At 71.9% G+C, this 19,972-nt stretch carries 20 protein-coding genes and 2 riboswitches; of the genes, 14 read left to right on the top strand and 6 right to left on the bottom strand.

Annotated elements, in window-relative coordinates; all coding sequences use genetic code 11:
- Nucleotides 1–100: 100 nt before the first annotated feature.
- The gene (locus O7605_RS29200) at nucleotides 101–295 is read left to right on the top strand and encodes a DNA-binding protein (protein ID WP_269742185.1); all 195 of its coding nucleotides are present in this window, start codon (nucleotides 101–103) and stop codon (nucleotides 293–295) included.
- A 32-nt stretch (nucleotides 296–327) separates the two neighbouring features.
- On the opposite strand, the gene O7605_RS29195 is transcribed toward O7605_RS29200, so the two are convergent.
- On the bottom strand, nucleotides 328–885 hold the full coding sequence (locus tag O7605_RS29195; RefSeq protein WP_269742184.1) for a helix-turn-helix domain-containing protein: 558 nt from the start codon (nucleotides 883–885) through the stop codon (nucleotides 328–330).
- A 75-nt stretch (nucleotides 886–960) separates the two neighbouring features.
- Between O7605_RS29195 and O7605_RS29190 the strand changes: the two genes are divergently transcribed.
- Entirely contained in the window at nucleotides 961–2,583 is a 1,623-nt protein-coding gene (locus O7605_RS29190; RefSeq protein ID WP_269742183.1) for a bifunctional NAD(P)/FAD-dependent oxidoreductase/class I SAM-dependent methyltransferase, read from the top strand.
- A 16-nt stretch (nucleotides 2,584–2,599) separates the two neighbouring features.
- On the opposite strand, the gene O7605_RS29185 is transcribed toward O7605_RS29190, so the two are convergent.
- Nucleotides 2,600–3,220, bottom strand: a complete 621-nt coding sequence (locus O7605_RS29185) for a LysE family translocator (protein WP_269742182.1) — start codon at nucleotides 3,218–3,220, stop codon at nucleotides 2,600–2,602.
- 1 nt (nucleotide 3,221) lies between these two features.
- Nucleotides 3,222–3,668 carry an acyl-CoA thioesterase gene (locus O7605_RS29180; protein ID WP_269742775.1) on the bottom strand — a complete coding sequence of 149 codons (447 nt, stop codon included), beginning with the start codon at nucleotides 3,666–3,668 and terminating at the stop codon, nucleotides 3,222–3,224.
- Between the two features lie 189 nt (nucleotides 3,669–3,857).
- A riboswitch (cobalamin riboswitch) is annotated at nucleotides 3,858–4,074 on the bottom strand.
- A 438-nt stretch (nucleotides 4,075–4,512) separates the two neighbouring features.
- Between O7605_RS29180 and O7605_RS29175 the strand changes: the two genes are divergently transcribed.
- The 11 genes from O7605_RS29175 (at nucleotide 4,513) to O7605_RS29125 (ending at nucleotide 16,079) form a co-directional block, all read left to right on the top strand.
- Nucleotides 4,513–5,571, top strand: a complete 1,059-nt coding sequence (locus O7605_RS29175) for a prenyltransferase/squalene oxidase repeat-containing protein (RefSeq protein ID WP_269742181.1) — start codon at nucleotides 4,513–4,515, stop codon at nucleotides 5,569–5,571.
- 37 nt (nucleotides 5,572–5,608) lie between these two features.
- Nucleotides 5,609–6,097 (top strand): hypothetical protein, encoded by a 489-nt coding sequence (locus tag O7605_RS29170; RefSeq protein ID WP_269742180.1) that lies wholly within the window; start codon nucleotides 5,609–5,611, stop codon nucleotides 6,095–6,097.
- Nucleotides 6,098–6,180: 83 nt separating this feature from the next.
- Nucleotides 6,181–6,319: riboswitch (cobalamin riboswitch) on the top strand.
- Between the two features lie 124 nt (nucleotides 6,320–6,443).
- A complete protein-coding gene (locus O7605_RS29165; protein WP_269742179.1) occupies nucleotides 6,444–7,898 on the top strand; it encodes a prenyltransferase/squalene oxidase repeat-containing protein in 1,455 nt (484 codons plus the stop codon).
- A complete protein-coding gene (locus O7605_RS29160) occupies nucleotides 7,895–8,824 on the top strand; it encodes a hypothetical protein (RefSeq protein WP_269742178.1) in 930 nt (309 codons plus the stop codon). Before O7605_RS29165 ends, O7605_RS29160 begins: the two co-directional genes overlap by 4 nt.
- Nucleotides 8,817–10,061: a CbiQ family ECF transporter T component gene (locus O7605_RS29155; protein ID WP_269742177.1), complete on the top strand. Its 1,245-nt coding sequence runs from the start codon at nucleotides 8,817–8,819 to the stop codon at nucleotides 10,059–10,061. Before O7605_RS29160 ends, O7605_RS29155 begins: the two co-directional genes overlap by 8 nt.
- A complete protein-coding gene (locus O7605_RS29150; protein ID WP_269742176.1) occupies nucleotides 10,058–11,689 on the top strand; it encodes an ABC transporter ATP-binding protein in 1,632 nt (543 codons plus the stop codon). The genes O7605_RS29155 and O7605_RS29150 overlap by 4 nt, the downstream gene beginning before the upstream one ends.
- Nucleotides 11,686–12,582: an ECF transporter S component gene (locus O7605_RS29145; protein WP_269742175.1), complete on the top strand. Its 897-nt coding sequence runs from the start codon at nucleotides 11,686–11,688 to the stop codon at nucleotides 12,580–12,582. Before O7605_RS29150 ends, O7605_RS29145 begins: the two co-directional genes overlap by 4 nt.
- 143 nt (nucleotides 12,583–12,725) lie before the next feature.
- Nucleotides 12,726–13,340, top strand: coding sequence for a superoxide dismutase (locus tag O7605_RS29140; protein WP_269742174.1), 615 nt, complete (start codon nucleotides 12,726–12,728; stop codon nucleotides 13,338–13,340).
- A 5-nt stretch (nucleotides 13,341–13,345) separates the two neighbouring features.
- The gene (locus O7605_RS29135; protein WP_269742173.1) at nucleotides 13,346–13,606 is read left to right on the top strand and encodes a superoxide dismutase; all 261 of its coding nucleotides are present in this window, start codon (nucleotides 13,346–13,348) and stop codon (nucleotides 13,604–13,606) included.
- A 404-nt stretch (nucleotides 13,607–14,010) separates the two neighbouring features.
- Nucleotides 14,011–14,862, top strand: a complete 852-nt coding sequence (locus O7605_RS29130) for a glycosyltransferase family 2 protein (protein ID WP_269742172.1) — start codon at nucleotides 14,011–14,013, stop codon at nucleotides 14,860–14,862.
- Nucleotides 14,859–16,079 (top strand): CorA family divalent cation transporter, encoded by a 1,221-nt coding sequence (locus O7605_RS29125; RefSeq protein WP_269742171.1) that lies wholly within the window; start codon nucleotides 14,859–14,861, stop codon nucleotides 16,077–16,079. Before O7605_RS29130 ends, O7605_RS29125 begins: the two co-directional genes overlap by 4 nt.
- Nucleotides 16,080–16,149: 70 nt before the next feature.
- On the opposite strand, the gene O7605_RS29120 is transcribed toward O7605_RS29125, so the two are convergent.
- Nucleotides 16,150–16,917, bottom strand: coding sequence for an SDR family oxidoreductase (locus tag O7605_RS29120; protein WP_269742170.1), 768 nt, complete (start codon nucleotides 16,915–16,917; stop codon nucleotides 16,150–16,152).
- Nucleotides 16,918–16,986: 69 nt separating this feature from the next.
- Between O7605_RS29120 and O7605_RS29115 the strand changes: the two genes are divergently transcribed.
- Nucleotides 16,987–17,868, top strand: coding sequence for a sigma-70 family RNA polymerase sigma factor (locus O7605_RS29115; RefSeq protein ID WP_269742169.1), 882 nt, complete (start codon nucleotides 16,987–16,989; stop codon nucleotides 17,866–17,868).
- Between the two features lie 226 nt (nucleotides 17,869–18,094).
- Here O7605_RS29115 and O7605_RS29110 read toward each other — a convergent pair whose 3' ends face one another.
- Both O7605_RS29110 and O7605_RS29105 read right to left on the bottom strand, forming a co-directional pair.
- Entirely contained in the window at nucleotides 18,095–18,949 is an 855-nt protein-coding gene (locus tag O7605_RS29110) for a DUF6745 domain-containing protein (RefSeq protein ID WP_269742168.1), read from the bottom strand.
- A 210-nt stretch (nucleotides 18,950–19,159) separates the two neighbouring features.
- Nucleotides 19,160–19,864, bottom strand: a complete 705-nt coding sequence (locus tag O7605_RS29105; protein WP_269742167.1) for a GntR family transcriptional regulator — start codon at nucleotides 19,862–19,864, stop codon at nucleotides 19,160–19,162.
- Nucleotides 19,865–19,972: the final 108 nt, after the last annotated feature.

Genomic DNA, 19,972 nt, shown 5'->3' with positions numbered 1-19,972 from the left:
GAGCCGCCGCCTGGACGCGTACGGCCGGTGTCAGCCAGACACCGAAACCGTGGCCGCGACGGGTCGATCCTGCGGGGGAGCGGCGGTCTAGCATCGAGCGGTGGAATCGTCCCTTGACACCCTGCCGAAGATCGGCGCACCCGCGACGCGGGCGCTGAACGCCGCCGGCTACACCGCCCTACGCCAGCTCGACGGTGCGCCGCGTGCGGAGCTTGCCAGGTTGCACGGCGTGGGGCCGAAGGCACTGGACATCATTGAGACCGCCCTCGAACAGCACAATCTCGGGTTGAGCTGACGCGAGGCACCCCACCCTGGCGGGTTGCGCGCTTACTGGTGCAGATGCGCGCGCTGGCCCTCGCGGTCGAAGATCATGATCAGCTCGGCGGGCTCGTCGAGCGCTGTCATCGAGTGGGGTGTCATCGTGGAGAACTCGGCTGCTTCGCCCTTGCCGACCTCGATCCGCCGCTCGCCGAGCCACAGCAGCACCCTGCCGTCGAGGACCAGGAACCAGTCGTACCCCGGATGGACCCGCTGGGCCGGCATCGTCGCCTCGGGCTCCAACCGGACCTTCATCGCCATGGTGCGCCCGTCGACGCGGCTCAGCGGCCAGGTGGTGCGCGAGCCCGAACGGTGCTGCACGGGACGGATCACCACGTCCTCGTCGCTGGTCGCCTCGAACAGGACGTCGAGGCTGACCTGTAGCGCGTTGGCCAAGGGGACGAGCACGTCGAGGCTGAGTGTACGTTTGCCCGTTTCGACCCGGCTGATCGTCGACGGGCTGAGATTGGTGCGTTCGGCGAGTTCGTCCAGGGAGTAGCCGAGCGTGGTGCGGATGCTTCGCAGCCTTGTGCGCGCCAGATGCTCCACGTCACTGCGGTCGGTCATGTCCCCAGCATGACACGCCTTGCGAATTCCGCAAACCACCTTTCACCAATCGCCAGGCGTTCCTACGCTTGACGCATGACGAACCACGCCCACGAAGCCTCCGACCACCCACCCCACCAGCGCGTCGTCCGCCGGTGCGACGTTGCCGTCATCGGCGGCTCGGCGGCCGGTCTGGCGGCCGCGCTGCAACTCGCTCGTCAGCGACGCTCGGTCATCGTCGTCGACGACGGCACCCCGCGGAACGCGCCGGCCGCGCACATGCACGGCTACCTCGGACGCGAGGGCACCCCGCCCGAGGCGATGCGGGCCATCGGGCGCGAAGAGGTCCGTAGCTATGGTGGCAACGTCCTCACCGGCCGTGTCCTGGCCGTGCGCAAGGAGGACGACGGGTTCCACCTCGCCCTCTCGGGCGGCCACGGTCTCGTCGCCCGCCGGATACTGGCCGCGACCGGCATCGCCGACGAGCTTCCCGACATCGAGGGCCTCGCCGAGCGTTGGGGCCGCGAGGTGATCAACTGTCCGTTCTGCCATGGCTGGGAGGTCCGCGACCTGCGGGTCGTGCAGATCGTCACGACGCCGATGGGACTGCACCCGACCCAGCTGATGCGGCACCTGACCGACCAGTTGACCGTGGTGCTGCATGACGCGACGGGGATCGACCCGGCCGTGGTGCGGACCCTCGTCGCCTCCGGGGTTGCGGTGGTCGAGGGCGCGGTGCGCCGGGTGGCCGACGCCGACCCGGACGGTTCACTCGTCGTCGAGCTTGCCGACGGCCGCAGCCTGCCCGCCGACGCGGTCCTCGCCGGTGCCCGGTTCCACCCCCGGGTCGAGATGCTCGCCGGGCTGGGCATCGACATCACGGCTCACCCCAGCGGACTCGGTGACCTCGTCGCGGTCGACGCCACCGGACGTACCAGCGTGCCGGGCGTGTACGCCGCCGGGAACCTGACGGACCCGAGCGCCCAGGTCCTGCCGGCCGCCGCGAACGGCAGTTGGGTCGGTGCCCAGATCGCCTTCAGCCTCGCCGCCGAGGACACCACGGCGGGCCTGCGCCCCTCCGGCGTCGAGATCGAGTGGGACAGCCGGTACGGGGATCAGGAACGCATGTGGAGCGCCAACCCGAACGGCACGCTCGTGGCGGAGGCGACGGACCTGCCCCCCGGCCGGGCGCTCGACGTCGGCGCCGGTGAAGGAGCCGACGCGATCTGGCTGGCCGAACGAGGCTGGCAGGTGACCGCCTCCGACGTCTCCGGCAGAGCACTGGACCGCATCCGGGCCGAAGCGGAGCGTCGCGGGCTCGACGTGCGTACGCTGCACCGCGACGCCAACGACCGGGCCGCCTTCGCGGACGAGACCTACGACCTGGTCTCCCTGCAGTACGGTTCGTTCCAGCGCACCCCCGAGCAGCGCGGACTGCGCAACCTGCTCGACGCCGTGTCCGTCGGTGGGACGCTGCTCGTCGTCGGCCACGAGCTGACGCCGCTCCAGCAGCCGGCGGACCCCGGCGAGCAGACCCGCATGTACGACCCGCAGGCGTACGTCGGCATCGACGAGATCGCCGCCGCGCTCACGGCCTCGGGCGACTGGCGAGTCGACGTGAACGAGAGCCGGCCGCGTCCGCCGGGAGCGATCAGCACCCACCACGTCAACGACGTCGTGCTGCGCGCCGTCCGGCTCGACCATCGCAAGGAGCGGTGAGGCCACGCCGCAGGGGTCAGCCGGCGGCCAGTCGTAGTCCGAGCACGACGAACGCGACGGCGCAGATCCGGTTGACGCGCCGTGACCAGCGGCTGTCAGTCATCCTTCGGGCCAGGCGTCCGGCGCCCGCGCCGATGGCGATGTCGACGGCGAGCTGCACGGCCATGAAGACAGCGCCGAGCAGGACCAGTTGGGCGGTGGGGTCACCGGCGGCCGGATTCACGAACTGGGGCAGGAACGCCACGCTGAACAGGATCATCTTCGGGTTGAGCAGGTTGGTCAGCAGCCCTCGCAGGAACGCCTGTCCGCTGGTGCCAACCCGCTTCGTCTCGTCGGCGGGCGCGCCGGCACCGAGCAGGGCGCGAATCCCGAGGGCGACCAGGTACACCGCGCCTGCCCAGCGGATCGTGGTGAACAGCACCGGCGAGGCCGCGACGAGCGCGGCCAGTCCGCAGACGACGGCCGCGATGTGGATCGCCTCCCCGGCGGCGACGCCGATCGCGGCGACGATACCCGCCCGGGTGCCGTATCGGGTGGCGTTGGCGAGGACGAACATCATGTCCGGCCCGGGAGTGACCATGAGTAGGGCGATCGCGGCGAGGTAGCCCGCGAGGGCCGTTGTGGACAGTCCGAGCATCTCAGTACTCCTCGGTGCCGTCGAGCAGGGCGCGCCGCAGTGCCAGCCGGTGCTCGCGACGGATCTCTGCCTCGCGGTAGCGCCGCCGGTCGCCGTCGGTCTGGGGGAGCAGCGGTGGCACCGGCCGGGGCTGGCCGTCGTCGTCGACGGCGACCATGACCAGGTGGGCGGTGGCCACGTCGGTCGGTGGTACGGCCCGGTCCCATCGGTCGGCCGTGACCTTGACGGTGACCTCCATGGAGCTGCGTCCGGCCCAGGTGATGCGGGCGTCGACGTGCACGACGTCGCCGACGCGGACCGCGCGGAGGAAGGCGGTCTCGTCGATGGCGGCGGTTACGGCCGGTCCGTCGGAGTGCCGGGCGGCGACCACTCCGGCGACGGAGTCGATGAGGTTGAGGATCCGGCCGCCGTGGACCGTACCCATGAGGTTGGTGTGGTGCTGGTCCATGATCTGCGACAGGGTCAGATGGGAGGCCGACGGTGGTCGGCCGGCGAGTGTGGTGGTCGTGTCCTGCACGGGGGCGTCCGTCCTCGGAAAGGAGGCCACCGACCGGGGGGCGCGCACGTCGAGGAACACGCCGACGCGGCGCGTCACCCCGCCCGACCCACCCGCGAGGTCGACGGCAGGCGCACACACCTTGTGTACGCAGCGCGGGCAGGTCTTCGGACTCGTGGGCGGTGCCGGACTCGTCCGTTCTCCTACTGGCCGTCGCTTCCCAGGCCGGGTGGCCCAGTGCGTGGTGACGGCGGTCGTTCCCACTCACCGCTGCGGGGCAGTCCCGGATTCTCACCGGGTTCCCTCTTGCGACGCCCCACCGGTAACGGTCGGGCGAACCAGCGCCGTCGGTCACCCTATCCCGACCCGGCCGGTCAGCGGGCTCGCCTGGTGCTCGCTGTGAGCTGTCTCCCTCGACGGTCCACCTGTTCCGTGGCCGGTGCAACGGAAGCGGGGTCTGGCGGAGCGAGAGCGAGACCCGGCCGCCGCCTGCCGCGTTGTGGTTACCCAAGGTGCGCATCCGGTTGCTGATTGACAGTGGTCGTGTGGCCGACGAGACTGGCGCGACAACTGAACAACGCGCGTGCGTGTGGGGGAAGTCCGGTCGAAGTCCGGCGCTGGCCCGCAACGGTAGGCCGCCGGGGAGCATCATCCCTGGTGGCGAGCCCGAATACCTGACGTACCCGCGAGTCTCTGCTCCCCACCCGTCGTGGCCCACGGGTCGGAGGCCGGTCCGCCGTGGCATCACCGAGCGGGCCGGGTCTCGACGACCGCCGGGCCGGAAAGGCGCCAACCGATGGTCGTTCGCCTGGGCCGGCACCGCCTGCTCGCCCTGCTCTGCGGGATACTCGCCGCCCTCACTCTCACCACACCCACGATCGCCGCACCCACGATCGCCGCACCCGCACACGCGGGTGCCGTCCGGACGGATGCCGCCGCCGGTTGGTTGGCCCGACAGTTGGTCGACGGAGAACGTTTCGAGGCCGTCTTCGACGGGGTCGCGTACCCCGACCAGGGGTTGACCCTGGACGCGGTTTTCGCGTTCGCCGCCGCCGGTGTCGCCGACGACTTCGGCGCTCAGGCGTTGGCCTGGGTGACCCGGCCGGACGTCCGCGACGGGTACATCGGCGACGGCACCACTGAGGCGTACGCCGGCGCGACCGCCAAACTCGCTCTCGCCGTCGCGGTCCGCGGCGCTGACCCCACCGACGTCGGCGGTGTGGATCTCATCGCCCGGCTGCGGTCGCTCCAGGACCCCGATGGCCGGTTCACCGACCGGTCGGCGTGGGGTGACTACAGCAACGCGTTCAGCCAGTCCTTCGCGATCTTCGCGCTGGACCGGACCGCGCAGGGCGTGCCGGCGGTCGCCGCCGGCTGGCTGGCCGGCACCCGGTGCCCGGACGGAGGCTATCCGCTGCTGCCGGAGCAGCCCGTCTGTGTCTCCGACGTGGACGCCACCGCCGTCGCGGTGCAGGCGTTGCGGGCCGCCGGACGCCCGGCTGACGCCGCCGCGGGATTGCGCTGGCTGGTCTCGGTGCAACGCGCCGACGGCGGGTTCACCAACTCCGGTGGGGTCGCGAACGCCAACAGCACCGGGTTGGCGGCCCAGGCGTTGCGCGACGGCGGCCGGCCGCTGGCCTGGGTCCGGGCCCGCGTGTTCCTGGCCGGTCTTCAGGTCGGGTGTGCCGCCCCGGTCACCGACCGGGGCGCGGTCGACTTCGACGGCGGTGTCTTCGATCCCGGTACCGCCCCCCGTGCCACCACCCAGGCTGTTCTCGGCCTGGCCGGCACCGGATACGCCCGGCTCTCCACCGTCGCCGCGACCACCGGTGCACCCACCCTGCGCTGCCGTTGACCGGCCGGCAGGTTCCGTCCCATCAGAAGGAGTGCTCATGTCCCAGGTCTACGATCCCGTCCGTCGGTGGCTGGCGAGCATCGTGGTGGTGGCTGTCGTCGCCGTCGGGTTGATCGCTGTCGAACCGTCTCCCCGAGCCGCGCAGGCCGCCGCGTGCACCGGGACGACCGGGGTCACGGTGGTGGTCGACTATGGTTCGCTCGGCGGCGGCGTCCAGGTGGCGTGCGCGCTCGGTGACCCGGCCACCGGGCTGGCCGCCCTGCAGGGTGCCGGCTTCACGGTGACCGGTACGAAGCGGTGGGGGTTGGCGTTCGTCTGCCGGATCAACGGAAAGCCGACCGCCGCGACGGAGCCGTGCATCAACACCCCGCCGGCCAGCGCGTACTGGTCGTACTGGCACGCCTCCGGCAGCGGCGCCGCCTGGACCTACAGCACGCTGGGAGCGACCAGCTACAACCCGGCGCCGGGGACGGTGGAGGGCTGGTCGTTCGGCTCCGGCGCGGCGCCCAGTATCACCGCGCCCTGACCTGCGGGTAGGCTGCCTGAGCTGTCGACGCGTCGGGTGTCGTCCGCCACGCTGGCGCCGAAAGGTGACCGGGCGGTACGGTGGCGGCACCCGGCGCGTCGGGTACTCAACTGAATACGTCCTGTGTGGGGGGAAGTCGGTAGAAGCCGACGCTGACCCGCAACCGTGAGCGAGAGCTGTCTCGCGAGCCGGAATGCCCCGCACCGGACGAGCGGCTTCCACTGTCGAGGTCTACAGGGTGGAGTCCGGGCAACCTAGGTGCGGCATCTCATCGCGGCCACGCAAGCGGATATCGCCACCGGTGCCTTCCGGAGCTTCGCCGACCGCTCTGCGAAAGGCACCCCTCATGCCCACGTCCCCGCTCCGGCGCGTCGGCGCCGGTTTCGGCGCCGCCACCGCCATCGCGTTCGCCGTCGTCACGGCCACCCCTCTCGTCGTGACCGCCGCGCCCGCGCCGGCTCACACCGTCGCCGCGCGTGACGCCGCGACCTGGCTCGCCGGGGAGTACACCGACGGCGTGCTGCCCGGCCCGTTCAGCCCGCAGGACTGGGGGCTGAGCATCGACGGCGTGATCGCCCTCGCCGCCACCGGGGCGGCCGGCCCGACGCGGCAGGCGGCAACGGCGCAGATCGCCGCGCACGTGCGGTCCTACAACAGCTACGACGACTGGGGCATCGAGGGCTTCACCGACGGGGGTGCGACGGCGAAGCTGCTCTACGTCGCCTCGTCCGCGGGCGCCGACCCCACCGACTTCGGCGGCTGGGACCTGCGCGCCGAGACCGTGGCGCTGCTCTCCGGGGCGGGCACCGGTCACCAGCACGGCCGGATCACCAGCCGGACCACCGAGGCCACCGGCCCGGACCCGAGCAACACCTTCGACCAGTCCTTCGCGGTCCTGGGTCTGGCCCGCAGCGGCGGCACGCCGCAGGAGACCGTCGACTTCCTCATCAGGCAGCAGTGCGCGGCCGGCGGTTTCCGGCTCTATCCCGACGCCGACGGCGTTCCGTCGCCGTCCTGCGACGATCAAGGCAACGCCACGCTCGACGTCGACTCGACGGCCATGGCCGTCCAGGCGTTGCTCGCAGCCGACGTCGCCGGTGCGGACGAGGCCGCGCAGCGCGGCGCGGACTGGCTGGTGGCGCAGCAACGCGTCGACGGATCGTTCGGCGGGTCGGGGCCGACCAGCGGCGCGAACTCCAACAGCACCGGCCTGGCCGGGCAGGCGCTCGCCGCCGCCGGGCGCGATGACGAGGCGGCACGTGCCGCCGAGGCCCTGGCGGCGCTGCAGCTCACCACCGCCAACGGTGGCGCCGCGGCGGCCGATGCCGGCGCCATCGCATACGCCAGCGACGCCCTGGCCGAGGCGGTCCGCGACGGGATCGCCGAGAGCTTCCGGGACCAGTGGCGTCGCGCCACCGCCCAGGCGTTGCTCGGGCTGGCGCAGATTCCGCTGGGCCGGATCGGTCTCGATCTTCCGCCGTCCGGCGAGCCGACACCGACGGCAACCGCGTCACCCACGCCGACGGCGTCGCCTACGGCGACCGCCACGCCTTCGCCGACCGGCTCGCCCACGCCGACCGCCACCGCCTCGCCCACCGGCAGTCCGACGCCGAGCGGCACGCCGACCGCGCCCACTGCCACGGCGACGACTCCCACCGGCTCCGTCACCAGTCCCGCCGGGGGCGGGGCGGGTCGCCTGCCGACCACCGGCGTGGCGATCGGCGGGTACGTGCTCACCGCGCTGCTGCTGCTGGGTGGGGGAGCGGTACTGCTGGTCCTCGGCCGCCGGCGGACCACATGATCATCCGGGCGGCCCGGTTCGCGTCGGTCCTCGCACTGACCGCGGTGAGCGTCCTGATCGGGCCGGGATCGGCTGCGGCCGCGGGCAGCGCCGGCTACTGCCCGGATGCGGGCGGAGTCACCGTCGTGGTGGACTTCAAGGAACTCGGCGGCGGGACGGTTGTCCGGTGTGCGCGAGGCGACCAGGCCACCGGACTGGCTGCGTTGAAGAACGCCGGTTTCCAGATCACCGGCACGCTGCGCTGGGGCGAGGGGTTCATCTGCCGGATCGAGGGCAAACCCTCGACCAGCGCGGAGAAGTGTGTCGACACGCCGCCGGCCAGCGCCTACTGGTCGTACTGGCACGCACCCAACGGGGGCAGTTGGACGTACAGCGACAAGGGGGTGCTCAACCGCAAGCCACCGGCGGGCAGCTTCGAAGGCTGGTCGTTCTCGCTCAACCGCAACGCCGACAACGCGCCCCGCCCGGCGGTGGCGCCCACCCGGCCGGCACCCCCGCCGCGCACCACGCCACCGGCGCCGCCGCGCACCACCGCACCGGCACCGCCACCCCGTTCCTCGTCGCCACCGACCGTCCCACCGCCGGTCGGCGGTGGACCTGTCGCGCCGCCCGGAACCACACCAACCGGCATGGTCGGCTCACCGCCGGCACCCACCGCAGTGGACCCGACCACGGCCGGCAGCCCGCCGCTGTCATCAACGGCGACGGCACCCACGGACACCGGCCTGACCTCGCCCGGGGCCGCCACCACTGCCACCCCGTCCGACGAGTCGACGAACTCGTTCTCACCGACCGAGGTCACCGCCAGCCGCGACACCGACGGACTTCCGGTGGGCACCCTGGCCGGGCTGCTTCTGCTGGTCGCGCTCGCCGGCGGTGGGCTCGTCGCGGCCCGCAGGCGGCGAAGCGTCGGACCGGATGACTGATCAGGTCACCGCCGGCACGGCTTCCCCCCAGTTGGCGGAGGCACTGCGGACTCGTCGGCCGGCCACGACGGGGGCCGGGCGACTACCTCGGGCGTTGCATCCGGGGGCATGGTGGCTGTGGGCGCTCGGTCTGGCGACCGCGGCCAACCACACCACCAATCCGCTGCCCCTGGCGCTGCTCGTCGCCGCCGCCGCACTGGTGGTCGTCCGTCGCCGCACCGATGCTCCCTGGGCGTTCGCGTTCCGGCTGTACCTGGTGCTCGGCGCGGTGATCGTGGCCATGCGGGTGGTGTTCCGCCTCGTCTTCGGCGGCGGACAGGGCGAGCATGTCCTTCTTCACCTGCCAGAGATCCCGCTGCCAGCCTGGGCGGCCGGCATCCGACTGTTCGGGCCGGTCGCCGCCGAACAACTCCTCGGCGGCTTCTACGACGGGCTGCGTCTGGCGACGATGCTCATCTGCCTCGGCGCCGCCAACGCTCTGGCCAACCCGAAGCGCCTGCTCAAAGCGGTCCCCGGCGCCCTGTACGCGGTCAGTACCGCCGTGGTGGTCGCGCTGTCGGTCGCCCCGCAACTTGTCGAGAGCGTACTGCGGGTACGCCGGGCCCGGCGGCTGCGTGGTGCCACCGGGAAGGGCCTGCGTGCCCTGCGGGGGATCGCCCTGCCGGTGCTGGCCGACGCCCTGGACCGATCCCTGGCCCTGGCCGCGGCGATGGACTCGCGCGGCTACGGCCGCACCGCTGCGACACCGGCCGGCCAGCGCGCCCTCACCGGTGGACTGGTGCTCGCCGGACTGGTGGGGGTCTGCGTCGGCACGTACGGGCTGCTCGACGCCACCGTGCCCGGCTACCTCGGCCTGCCGATGCTGCTCGCCGGCCTGGCCACGGCCGTCGTCGGGATGCTGTTGGCCGGCCGTCGGGTCCGCCGTAGCCGCTACCGTCCGGACCGCTGGCGGATCACGGAACTCGTCGTCGCCGGCTGCGGGGTGGCCGCGGCCGCCGTGATGATGGCGGCCGGGTCGGTGGACCCGGCCCGGCTCTACCCGCCGGTCAGCCCGCTCACCTGGCCCGAACTGACCCCGCTGATGCTCCTGGCCGTCGTGGTCGCCGTGGCCCCGGCCTGGCTGGCACCGCCCCCGACGCTGGCGGCCCACCGCACGTCACGACCGGTGGCCCTCTCTGAGGAGGACATGACCCACAGCGCGCCGAGCCGCGACACCCTACCGGAGGCGCACCGATGATCGACTTCGACCGGGTCACCGTTCACTACGCCGAGGCCCGCGAACCGTTGCTGCGCGAGGTGGATCTGCACATCCCCGAGGGAGAGCTGTGCCTGGTCGCCGGTCGTACCGGCGCCGGCAAGTCGACCCTGTTGCGGGCCGTCAACGGGCTGGTGCCGCACTTCACCGGCGGCACCTTGTACGGCACCGTCACCGTGCAGGGCCGTGACACCCGCAGTCACCCTCCCCGCGATCTCGCCGACGTCGTCGGAGTCGTCGGCCAGGACCCTCTCGCCGGCTTCGTCACCGACACGGTCGAGGAGGAGCTGGCCTACGGCATGGAACAACTCGCCCTGCCCGCCGCGGTGATGCGCAAGCGCGTCGAGGAGACCCTCGATCTGCTCGGCATCGCCGAGCTGCGGGACCGTCCGCTGCGGACGCTCTCCGGCGGGCAGCAGCAGCGGGTCGCCATCGGCGCGGTGCTCACCTGCCACCCGCAGGTGCTCGTCCTCGACGAACCGACCTCCGCCCTGGACCCCACCGCGGCGGAAGATGTCCTGGCCGCCGTCACCCGTCTGGTCCACGACCTCGGCGTCACCGTCGTGGTGGCCGAACACCGCCTCGAACGCGTCGTGCAGTACGCGGACCGGCTGCTCTACCTGCCCGGCGACGGCACCGTCGTCGACGGCGAACCGGCCGCCGTCCTGGCTGACATCGACCTCGCCCCGCCCCTTGTCGACCTGGGCCGGGCCGCCGGTTGGAGACCGCTGCCGCTGTCCGTACGCGACGCCCGCCGCCGCGCGTCGGATCTCCGGCAGCGGCTCGCCGACGCCGCTCCACCGCCGGCGGCGCCGGCCCGTGACGGCACCCCGGCGCTGGCGGCCCGCAAGATCGTGGTGCGCTATCCGGGCACCGTCGCCGTGGCGGGCGTCGACCTCGACCTGCATCCCGGCCAGGTGGTCGCGCTGATGGGCCGCAACGGCTCGGGTAAGTCCAGCCTGCTCTGGGCGTTGCAGGGCAGCGGCCCCCGACAGGGCGGGACGGCCGTCGTCACCGGCCCCGACGGCGCCGTCGACCCGAGGACCCTTCCCGCCGGCCGGGCCCGACGACAGGTCGGCCTGGTCCCGCAGACTCCGGGGGACCTGCTCTACCTGGAGACGGTGGACGCCGAGTGCGCCCAGGCCGACCGCGAATCCGACGCACCTGCCGGCACCTGCCGGGCACTGCTGGACCAGCTCACCCCCGCGCTACCCGGTGACCAGCACCCCCGTGACCTGTCGGAAGGGCAGCGGCTGGCACTCGCCCTCGCCGTCCAGCTCACCACCGCACCGCCGGTCGTGCTGCTCGACGAGCCCACCCGCGGTCTCGACTACCTCGCCAAACGGCAGTTCACCGCCGTTGTCCGGCGGTTGACCGCCGAAGGCCGGGCGGTCGTCGTCGCCACCCACGATGTCGAACTCGTCGCCGCCCTCGCCGACCGGGTCGTGGTGATGGCACAGGGGGAGATCGTGGCCGACGGCACCACCGCCGAGGTCATGCTCGCCTCACCCGCGTTCGCCCCGCAGGTCGCCAAGGTGCTGGCCCCGCAGGCCTGGCTGACCGTGGATCAGGTCACCGCCGCGCTGGCCGCCACCGGGACCCGGGGATGAGGCCCGCACTGCGGGTCGCCCCGCGCACCGCCGTCGTGCTGGCCCTGGCCTCCGTCACCGCACTGGCGACCTTCAGCTGGCCGTTCTTCGTGCCCGCCCAACCCGAGAGCATGGCCCGCACCACCGAGGCGCCGCTGGTCTTCATCGTCGTACTCCCGGTTCTTGTGGCCCTTGTCCTGGCCGAACTCAGTTCCGGCGGCGTCGACAGCAAGGCCCTGGCGATGCTCGGTGTGCTCGCCGCCGTCAACGCCGCCCTACGGCCGCTCGGCGCCGGTACCGCTGGCATCGAAACGGTGTTCTTCCTGCTCGTCCTCGCCGGCCGGGTGTTCGGGCCCGGCTTCGGGTTTCTGCTCGGCGCCATTTCGTTGTTCGCCTCCGCCCTGCTCACCGCCGGTGTCGGTCCATGGCTACCGTTCCAGATGCTGGCCGCCGCCTGGATCGGTCTCGGTGCCGGCCTGCTGCCGGCCCGGCTGCGGGGCCGGGCCGAGATAGCCGTGCTGGCCGGCTATGGCACGATCGCCGCATACGGCTACGGGCTGCTGATGAACCTGTGGTTCTGGCCGTTCAGCGTCGGTGCGGACACCCAACTCTCCTACGTCGCCGGGGCACCGGTGCTGGAGAACCTGCAGCGGTTCGCGGTGTTCACCGCCGTCACCTCCACCTTCGGGTGGGACACCGGCCGCGCCATCACCACCGCGACAGCCATCGTCCTGATCGGACCAGCGGTCCTGGCCGCACTGCGCCGCGCCGCCCGCCGCGCCGCCTTCGACGCACCGGTGGCCTTCGTGACCGGACCAGAACCTGGGTTGAGCGCGCCGCCGGCTGAGAAGTTCCGGGACGCGGGACCGGCGCGGTCGGAGCGGACCGAGACCCCGCCGCACGACGGCCGGTAGACCGGCGCAGCCTTGTCAGCGGGCGGCCCCGTCCGACCGGTCCACGTTGTGACCAATCAACACCCGGCACCATGGTGTAGGAGTCTGTTGCAAAATAGTGGCAGTAGCCATAAATTTGCAGCAAGTTCCCGGGAGGAGTCCTGATGGCGGTCTACACCCTGCCTGACATGCCCTACGACTACGGAGCGTTGGAGCCGGCGATGTCCGGCCAGATCCTGGAGTTGCACCACAGCAAGCACCACGCCGCGTACGTCAAGGGCGCCAACGACGGGCTGGAGCAGCTCGCCGAGGCCCGGGCCAAGGGTGACTTCGGCACCCTTGTCGGTCTGGAGAAGACCTTCGCGTTCAACCTGTCGGGGCACGTGCTGCACACGATCTTCTGGGGCAACCTCTCCCCGGACGGTGGTGATCGTCCCGACGGTGAGTTGGCGGCGGCGATCGACGAGCACTTCGGTTCGTTCGAGGCGTTCGCCGGGCAGTTGTCGGCGGCGACCAAGAGCGTGCAGGGCTCTGGTTGGGGTGTGCTGGCGTGGGAGCCGCTCGGTGAGCGGTTGATCGTGGAGCAGGTGTACGACCACCACGGCAACGTGGGACAGGGGGCCACGCCACTGCTGGTGTTCGACGCCTGGGAGCACGCCTACTACCTGCAGTACAAGAACGTGCGGCCGGACTACGTGGACCGGTTGTGGAATCTGGTCAACTGGTCGGACGTGATCGCCCGGTTCGACGCCGCCCGCGCCGCCACGCCGAAGATCTGACCGGCATGACCGTTCCCACCCCGGCGGCGGCGGAGTTGGTGCAACGTGCCGCCGGGGTCATCGCCGCCAAGCACCGTGGCGACATCGCCGGCGCGGAGGAACTGCTCGCCGCGTTCGGCTCCGAGCAGGCGAAGACCCTCGGGTTCTACCTGCTGGCCGATCTCAGCCTCGGGCTACTGCGGACGCACAGCGGGCAGTGCATGGACGATCTCGTCCGGGAACTGTCGTTGCTGGTCGCGGCCAGCGCCGAGCCGACCGAGACCTGACGGCCGGTTGTCTGTCCGGGCGGGGCGGCCCGATCTGCTCAGTGGTCCGCCCCGGCCCGGACGCGACGACCGCCGGCAGCTGCGCCACCATCGCTGATCTGCTCGGTGAGCGTACCGACGAGGTCGTCGGCCGGCGAGAGGTCCGGGAAGTGACCGTCCGCCCCGACGCGCGGCGGTGTGGTCTCGGCAGGGCACTGCTCGCGGCGACCGTCGAGGACGTTCCATCGAGGCTGCTCACGGCCAGCGTGAGACGCCGGCGCTGGCGGTCGGATCCGGCCCGAGGATCTGAGGTTCCCGCGCCCGGGCGACGACACGGTCCGGAGCGTCCAACCGCGCTACCTTGCACAAGATCAGCGGCAGTGCGTGGGCCGGATCCGTCGTGGACGTCGCACTAGGATCAAGGGATGATCAGCGTCGTCACGCCTGTTCTGCCGGCGCATGTTGACATGCTCGCCCAGGCCCACGAGTCCCTGCTCCGACAGGACGGCGGCCCGGACTGGGAGTGGCTGATCCAGATCGACGGCACCCCCGAGCGGCCGGTCGAGGTGGACTTCCCGGCGGCGGTCGACGATGGCCGGATCCGGATTGCCGCCAACGGGGACCGACTCGGCGTCAGCGCGGCGCGCAACCGGGCCCTGCTGCGCTCCACCGGGCACTGGGTGGCACCGCTCGACGCCGACGACGAGTTCTTCCCGGACACGCTCGCGCTGCTCTCCGAGCCGTTGCGGACCCGCCCGGAGGTGAGGTTCGTCTTCGGTGAGAGCGTCGACGTCTTCCCGGACGGCAAGCGGCTGACCCGCTTCACCCGCCGGCCGTACCAGCCGGGTCCGGTGCCACCCGGGCGCCTGGAGGAGATCTGGCGGCACCACAAGAACCTGTTCTTCCATCCGGGCGCGGTGATGTTCGACCGCACCTGGTTGCTTGCCGCCGGTGGTTGGCCGGCTGGTACCCAGATGGAGGACCAGGACGTCCTGCTGGCCATCTCGACGTTCGCGCCGGGGTGGTACGTGCCGCACCCGGTCCATCTCTACCGGCAGCACCGGGACCAGACCGTGCGGACCGCCCGGTTCGAGGCCAACCGGGAGAGGTACCGCCGGTGGAGTCATGCCCGGCTGGTCGCGCTGCGGACGCTGCGCGGCGACGATCCCGACGAGTTGCGGAAGCTGGAGACGCCCTTGCCCTCGCCCGAGGAGATCAGCACGTTCACGACGCCGGAATGGCAGGCCGAGATCGCCGGTCAGGTCACCGCCGGATGAGCCCCGTTGCCAGTTGCGAACTGCGGATCACCCGGAACGATCAGGAACTGAGGCTGGTCACCGGCGCCCGGGCTGAGATCGACCGACGCAACCGTACGATCCCTCAGGCGGACAACTTCCGGCACGAGGTGCTCGGGGCCGGCTGGATCAGTGACGGCGTCGACCTGGCCGCGATGGTCGCCGCCGGCGCGGACGGCTGGGACCTGGAGGTCGGAGAGTCCGGTGCCGGGGCCAGCGCCGGGATGCGGCTGCTCCTCGCCGACCTGCTCCCGGCCGGGGCGGTGGACGAACTGGCCACGCTCGCCGACGGGTTGTGCGACGACCCGATGCCCTGGCATGCCGAGTGGATCCCGCCCGTCCCGCCGGCCCTGGCCGGCGAGGGCGCCGCCTGGTTCGACGTGCTGGTGCCGTCGGTGAACTGGCGGCAGGACGACGCCGCTGCCGATCCGGTGGCTCATCACCGGCACGCCCGGATCATCTGGGCGCCCCGCTGGTGCGTCGTCGTCTGGACCGGACGGACCGGTGGCGAGGGCTCGAAGTACCGGACGTGGGGGCTGCCCGACCGGCGGTTCGAGGGTCGGCCGTCGGACGGCGGCGGCGCGGAGCGGATGGCCCGCGTCCTGCGCGCGGTGGTGCGGCACATCGAGTGGTCCGTCGACATGGTCGACCTGGAGTTGGAGACCTGGGAAAACTACTTCCTGACGCAGGCGGCCGGCGACGGTGGCCTGTTCGTCGGGCCGGACTTCCACCGTCTGCAACGTCACCTCGCCCTGCTCGGCCACGGCACCGCGCTCAACCGGGACGCCATGCGTACCCTGGTCCGCCGGATCGAGATCCAGCCTGGCATCCCCGCCGACGTCCGCGACCTGGTCCGGGAGAAGTGTGAGCGGTTCCTGTCCCAGTCGCAGGCGCAGCGCCGGGCGGTCCGGCAGTCGTTCGACCTCGTCGCCAACGCCACCTCGGGCCAGCAGTTCCGGTTGGCCCAGGAGCGGGCCGACCGGGACGGCGCCTTCCAGGCCATCGTGGGAATCCTGGCGGCCGTTTTCGTGGCGCCCGGCCTGATCGCCGCGTTCTACGGGGCGAACGTGAAGGGCCTGCCGGGCGCCGACGCGCGGGAGGGTCTCTGGTTCATGCTGCTCGGTTCGGTCCTCGCCGGGCTGATCAGCGTCTGCCTGATCCTGGTGGTGCGGGCCCGGTCCCGCCGTCCCCGGAGCTGAGCGGCGCGGCACCGGCCGCCGGTTCAGATGGCGGCCCGCAACGGGCCGCCACCTGAACCGACGCGAGCAGCTACCTCGGGGTGGTCCGGGCGGCGAGGAACTGTTCCCAGGTTTCGGTGCCGGCCGATGCTTCGACCGCGAGGTTGGCGCCGGATCGGTAGGCCCTTCCCAGCTTGCCGGGGACATGGATCGCAAGGCGGACACGGCGCTTGCCGACGGCGGCGAGATAGCTGCGTTCGAGTTCCTCCAGGGTGTACGTGTGTGGTCCGGCCAGGTCGGTCACCCGGCCAGCTGGGCTCCCCAGAGTCAACTCAGCGAGCCGCGATGCCACTTCGGCGGAGGCGACCGGCTGCCAGCGGACTCCGGTGGGCGCGAGCAGGACCGGCAACTTCGCCATGGCTCGGACTGTCCGCAACGCCAGGTCGTGAAACTGCGCGGCGCGCAGGATCGTGTGCGGGATGCCGGAGGTAGCCACGATCCGCTCCGCCCGCGCCTTGCGGGCGAAGTACCCGATCGGGACGGCGTCCGCGCCGATGACCGAGATGAGTATCAGGTGTTCCACGGTGCCCGAACGCCGGGCGGCCCGGACCAGGTTACCGGTGCTGACGTCGTCGCCCTTGGGTCCTCCGGCGAGGTGGAGCACGATGCGTACCCGGTCGAGAGCGTGGTCGATATCGCTCGTGGCCAACAGATCGACGGCCGCGTGCTGCACGCCCTCGACCGGCTGCCGGTGGTGACGGCTGAGGGTTCGGACCGTCTGTCCGGCGTCCCGAAGCAGCGGTACGACCTGCGAACCCAGCAGACCGGTACCGCCGGTGACCAGAGTTGTGGAGGACATCTGTCGATCTCCCTCTTGTAGGTTTGGACTGCGACACGGCTACGACCCGAACCGGCCAGGAGACGTGACATGACGGTCCAGGACTCCCCGCTGCTCGACCTTTTCGAGGCGGAGCGGCCCCGGCTACGGGCGCAGGCCTGTCGGATGCTCGGCTCCAGCGCCGAGGCGGACGACGCGGTCCAGGAAGTGTGGCTGCGCTTCGACCGCACCGACGTGTCCGAGGTGCAGAACCTGGCGGCCTGGCTGACGACCGTGCTCAGCCGCGTATGCCTCAACCTGCTGCGGGCCCGGCAAACCCGGCGTAAGCAGCCGCTGGAGGGTCACACCGTCGACTGGCTGACAGCGGTCGACGAGAACCGGATCCCGCAGGAAGAGGTCGAGTGGGCCGAGTCGGTCGGTCTGGCGATGCTGGTGGTGCTCGACCGCCTCACCCCTGCGGAGCGGATCGCGTTCGTCCTGCACGACATGTTCGATGTGGCCTTCAGCGATATCGCGCACACGATGCAGCGCAGCGTCACCGCCGTCAGACAACTCGCCAGCCGAGCTCGGGCCAAGGTGCGCGGCGGACAGGTGCGGACCGCGGATCGGGACCGTCGGCGTGCGGCGGTCGAGGCGTACCTCACGGCGACGCGGGTGGGGGACTTCGCGGCGCTGCTGACCCTTCTGGATCCCGAGATCGAACTTCGCGCGGACGCGACGGTCACCGGGACCGGGAAGCCCCTGACTCTCCACGGCGCCCTGGCCGTGGCGAAGAGCGCCGTGGCGGCGACGCCCCGGGCACGCCACACCGCCCTGGCCCTGGTCGATGGAAGCCCGGCTCTGGTCATGGCCCCACTCGGCCGGCTGTCGCTGGTGATCCAGTTCGGCTTCCTGGGCCCGGCCATCACCACCGTTCAGATCACCGCCGACCGCGATCGTCTCCGCACGTTCACCATCGCCCTGGCCGGATGACTCGGCACTGCCGCAGCGAAGCGTGCCCGGACCGCACGGCTGGCGGTCTGCACGCGGATGGCCGACGTGCCCCGGCCATGCCGGCAATGGCGGACGTGAGCGGCTTGGCGAGCGGCGACCGGCCCGTGGTTCCCGGCCCTCCCGCGTTGCGGCGCCGTTGGCTGCCGCGACGGCCGCCCGCCAAGCCTGCCCCGTCCTCGTTGTCGGTGTTCAGCCGTCGGTCAGGTCAGCACGGCGGTGGTCGCCAGCCGTCGCGGTACCGGACACCGTCCGGCCGGAGCCGGACCTCGTCGTACCACGAGCCGGGCACGGGTTCGGTGTGGATCACTGCCGGCCGCTCCACCACGACGCAGACGGTCGAGCCGGGCCACCACCAGCCGCCGGATCGCGCCAGCTCGGTCCAGGTCCGCAGCTGGTCGCTCGTCTCGGCGGGGTAGGCGGCCAGTCCGAGCCGGTGCAGCGTGTCGTAGTAGCCGACCCAGAACGCGTCCTGCTGGCCGTACCAGCAGACCGGGGTCTCTCGGTCGCCACCGGGCAGCCCCGCGCGGACCGGTTGCGTGAAGCCGGGTACCAGGCTGCGGTGCAGGGCGTTGCGGACGCCCCGGTGCAGCACGACGCCGAGTGGCACCTGCCGGTCGAGGGCATCCTGCGGTGGCAGGTCCGGCCAGGGTTCGCGCGCTCTGCCACGGCGGACGGGCGACAGTTCGGGGTCGGTGTGCCGGACGCCGTCGCTGAGCGCTGCCCTCAGCCGGGACGCCACGGTCGCGACGTCGCTGGCCGGGGTCGGTGGGCCGGCCGGGACGGGGTCGCGGACCCACTGGAGGAGTTGGTCGAGAGTGGGCAGTCGCTGGATCAGCGGCACGGCCGCGGCGGGGGAGTCCACCCAGGCGAACCGGGGCTCGCGGCGACCGGCCCGGGCGTAGATCGCCGTCAGGCGCTGTTCGGTGGTGGCTCGGTCGGCGGGTTCGGTGGAGAGGGCGTACCCCAGCCACTCCTGCCGGATCACTTCGGCCTGCCGCCACAGCTCGCGGGAGGTCGGGGAGAGGGTCGCGGCCTCGTCGTGCCGCGTGGGCGCGGTCAACGCGCCAGGGCGTGTCCGCCCTTCCGGTTGGAGATCATCGCTAGATGATCGCCGATCAGGTCGCTTCGCGCAACCGGTCTGGCTGACCGGGGAGGCGTGTGAGACCGTCGACGCAGGCTGTTCCGAAGTGGACTGACGCGGGGCGGGTGGAGTCGGATGGTGATGACTCGCCGCTGCGCTGCACGGTCTGGTGGTGTGCCTGGTCCCGGTTCAGCCGATGGCGTCGGTGACACGTAGGGCGTCGTGCACGTCCGCACGAGTGTGGGCGATGTGGTCGCGGGCGATTGTCGCGGCGGCGTCGACATCCCGACGTCGGATCGCATCGGTCAGCTGCCGGTGTTCCCGCAGCGAGTCCGCGCGCCGCTTCGGTGCGACGGTGAGGAAGTAGAACCTCGCCCGGCGACCGAGCCGGCGGATCGCGTCGGTGAGGATGCCGTTGTGTGAGCATGCGGCCACGGTGTGGTGGAACTGTTCGTTGATGCTGGCGAGTTCGGGCGCGTTGGTCGCAGCTGCCTGAGCGTCGAGGATGCGGGCGAGTTCGTCGAGTTGTGTCGCGGAGCGGCGCTCTGCGGCGAGGGCGGCGGCCTGCGACTCCAGCAGAAGTCGCATCTCGAACAGGTCGGCCAGTTCCTGCGGCGTCCGACTGCGGACGAAGGCGCCGGAGTGTGGGCGCATCTCCACCCAGCCTTCGGCGTGCAGTGAGCGCAGCGCCTCCCGGACCGGGATGTGGCTGAGCCCGAGTTGACGGGCGAGGGTGTCGGCGTTGAGGTGTGCGCCGGGTCTGAAGCCACCGCACAGGATCGCCTCGGTCAGCACTGCACTCACTCGGTCCGCGGTCGCCCCGGCCCGGCCGGTGCGTTCGAGTGTCGCGAGGACGAACGGCTCCTGGGGAGCGGCGTGACCTATAGGAACCATGGCCAGATCATAGCGCTCGCCCGTGTGGCGAGACCGACTACGTCTGTGGGTGCGGTTGCCAGCAGCAATTTTACCGGCACCTGACCACGTAGTGACAGCCGAGAAACA

The sequence above is a fragment of the Verrucosispora sp. WMMA2121 genome (assembly GCF_027460185.1).
In the GTDB taxonomy this organism is placed as follows: Bacteria; Actinomycetota; Actinomycetes; order Mycobacteriales; family Micromonosporaceae; genus Micromonospora; species Micromonospora palythoicola.
The sequence above is the reverse complement of the archived record's forward strand: the minus strand, read 5'-3'. Positions and strand labels throughout refer to the sequence as shown.

Coding starts and splice junctions, on each gene's coding strand:
- O7605_RS29195 (WP_269742184.1), bottom strand. CDS start 885: ATGACCGACCGCAGTGACGTGGAGCATCTGGCGCGCACAAGGCTGCGA.
- O7605_RS29190 (WP_269742183.1), top strand. CDS start 961: ATGACGAACCACGCCCACGAAGCCTCCGACCACCCACCCCACCAGCGC.
- O7605_RS29185 (WP_269742182.1), bottom strand. CDS start 3,220: ATGCTCGGACTGTCCACAACGGCCCTCGCGGGCTACCTCGCCGCGATC.
- O7605_RS29180 (WP_269742775.1), bottom strand. CDS start 3,668: ATGGACCAGCACCACACCAACCTCATGGGTACGGTCCACGGCGGCCGG.
- O7605_RS29175 (WP_269742181.1), top strand. CDS start 4,513: ATGGTCGTTCGCCTGGGCCGGCACCGCCTGCTCGCCCTGCTCTGCGGG.
- O7605_RS29170 (WP_269742180.1), top strand. CDS start 5,609: ATGTCCCAGGTCTACGATCCCGTCCGTCGGTGGCTGGCGAGCATCGTG.
- O7605_RS29165 (WP_269742179.1), top strand. CDS start 6,444: ATGCCCACGTCCCCGCTCCGGCGCGTCGGCGCCGGTTTCGGCGCCGCC.
- O7605_RS29160 (WP_269742178.1), top strand. CDS start 7,895: ATGATCATCCGGGCGGCCCGGTTCGCGTCGGTCCTCGCACTGACCGCG.
- O7605_RS29155 (WP_269742177.1), top strand. CDS start 8,817: ATGACTGATCAGGTCACCGCCGGCACGGCTTCCCCCCAGTTGGCGGAG.
- O7605_RS29150 (WP_269742176.1), top strand. CDS start 10,058: ATGATCGACTTCGACCGGGTCACCGTTCACTACGCCGAGGCCCGCGAA.
- O7605_RS29145 (WP_269742175.1), top strand. CDS start 11,686: ATGAGGCCCGCACTGCGGGTCGCCCCGCGCACCGCCGTCGTGCTGGCC.
- O7605_RS29140 (WP_269742174.1), top strand. CDS start 12,726: ATGGCGGTCTACACCCTGCCTGACATGCCCTACGACTACGGAGCGTTG.
- O7605_RS29135 (WP_269742173.1), top strand. CDS start 13,346: ATGACCGTTCCCACCCCGGCGGCGGCGGAGTTGGTGCAACGTGCCGCC.
- O7605_RS29130 (WP_269742172.1), top strand. CDS start 14,011: ATGATCAGCGTCGTCACGCCTGTTCTGCCGGCGCATGTTGACATGCTC.
- O7605_RS29125 (WP_269742171.1), top strand. CDS start 14,859: ATGAGCCCCGTTGCCAGTTGCGAACTGCGGATCACCCGGAACGATCAG.
- O7605_RS29120 (WP_269742170.1), bottom strand. CDS start 16,917: ATGTCCTCCACAACTCTGGTCACCGGCGGTACCGGTCTGCTGGGTTCG.
- O7605_RS29115 (WP_269742169.1), top strand. CDS start 16,987: ATGACGGTCCAGGACTCCCCGCTGCTCGACCTTTTCGAGGCGGAGCGG.
- O7605_RS29105 (WP_269742167.1), bottom strand. CDS start 19,864: ATGGTTCCTATAGGTCACGCCGCTCCCCAGGAGCCGTTCGTCCTCGCG.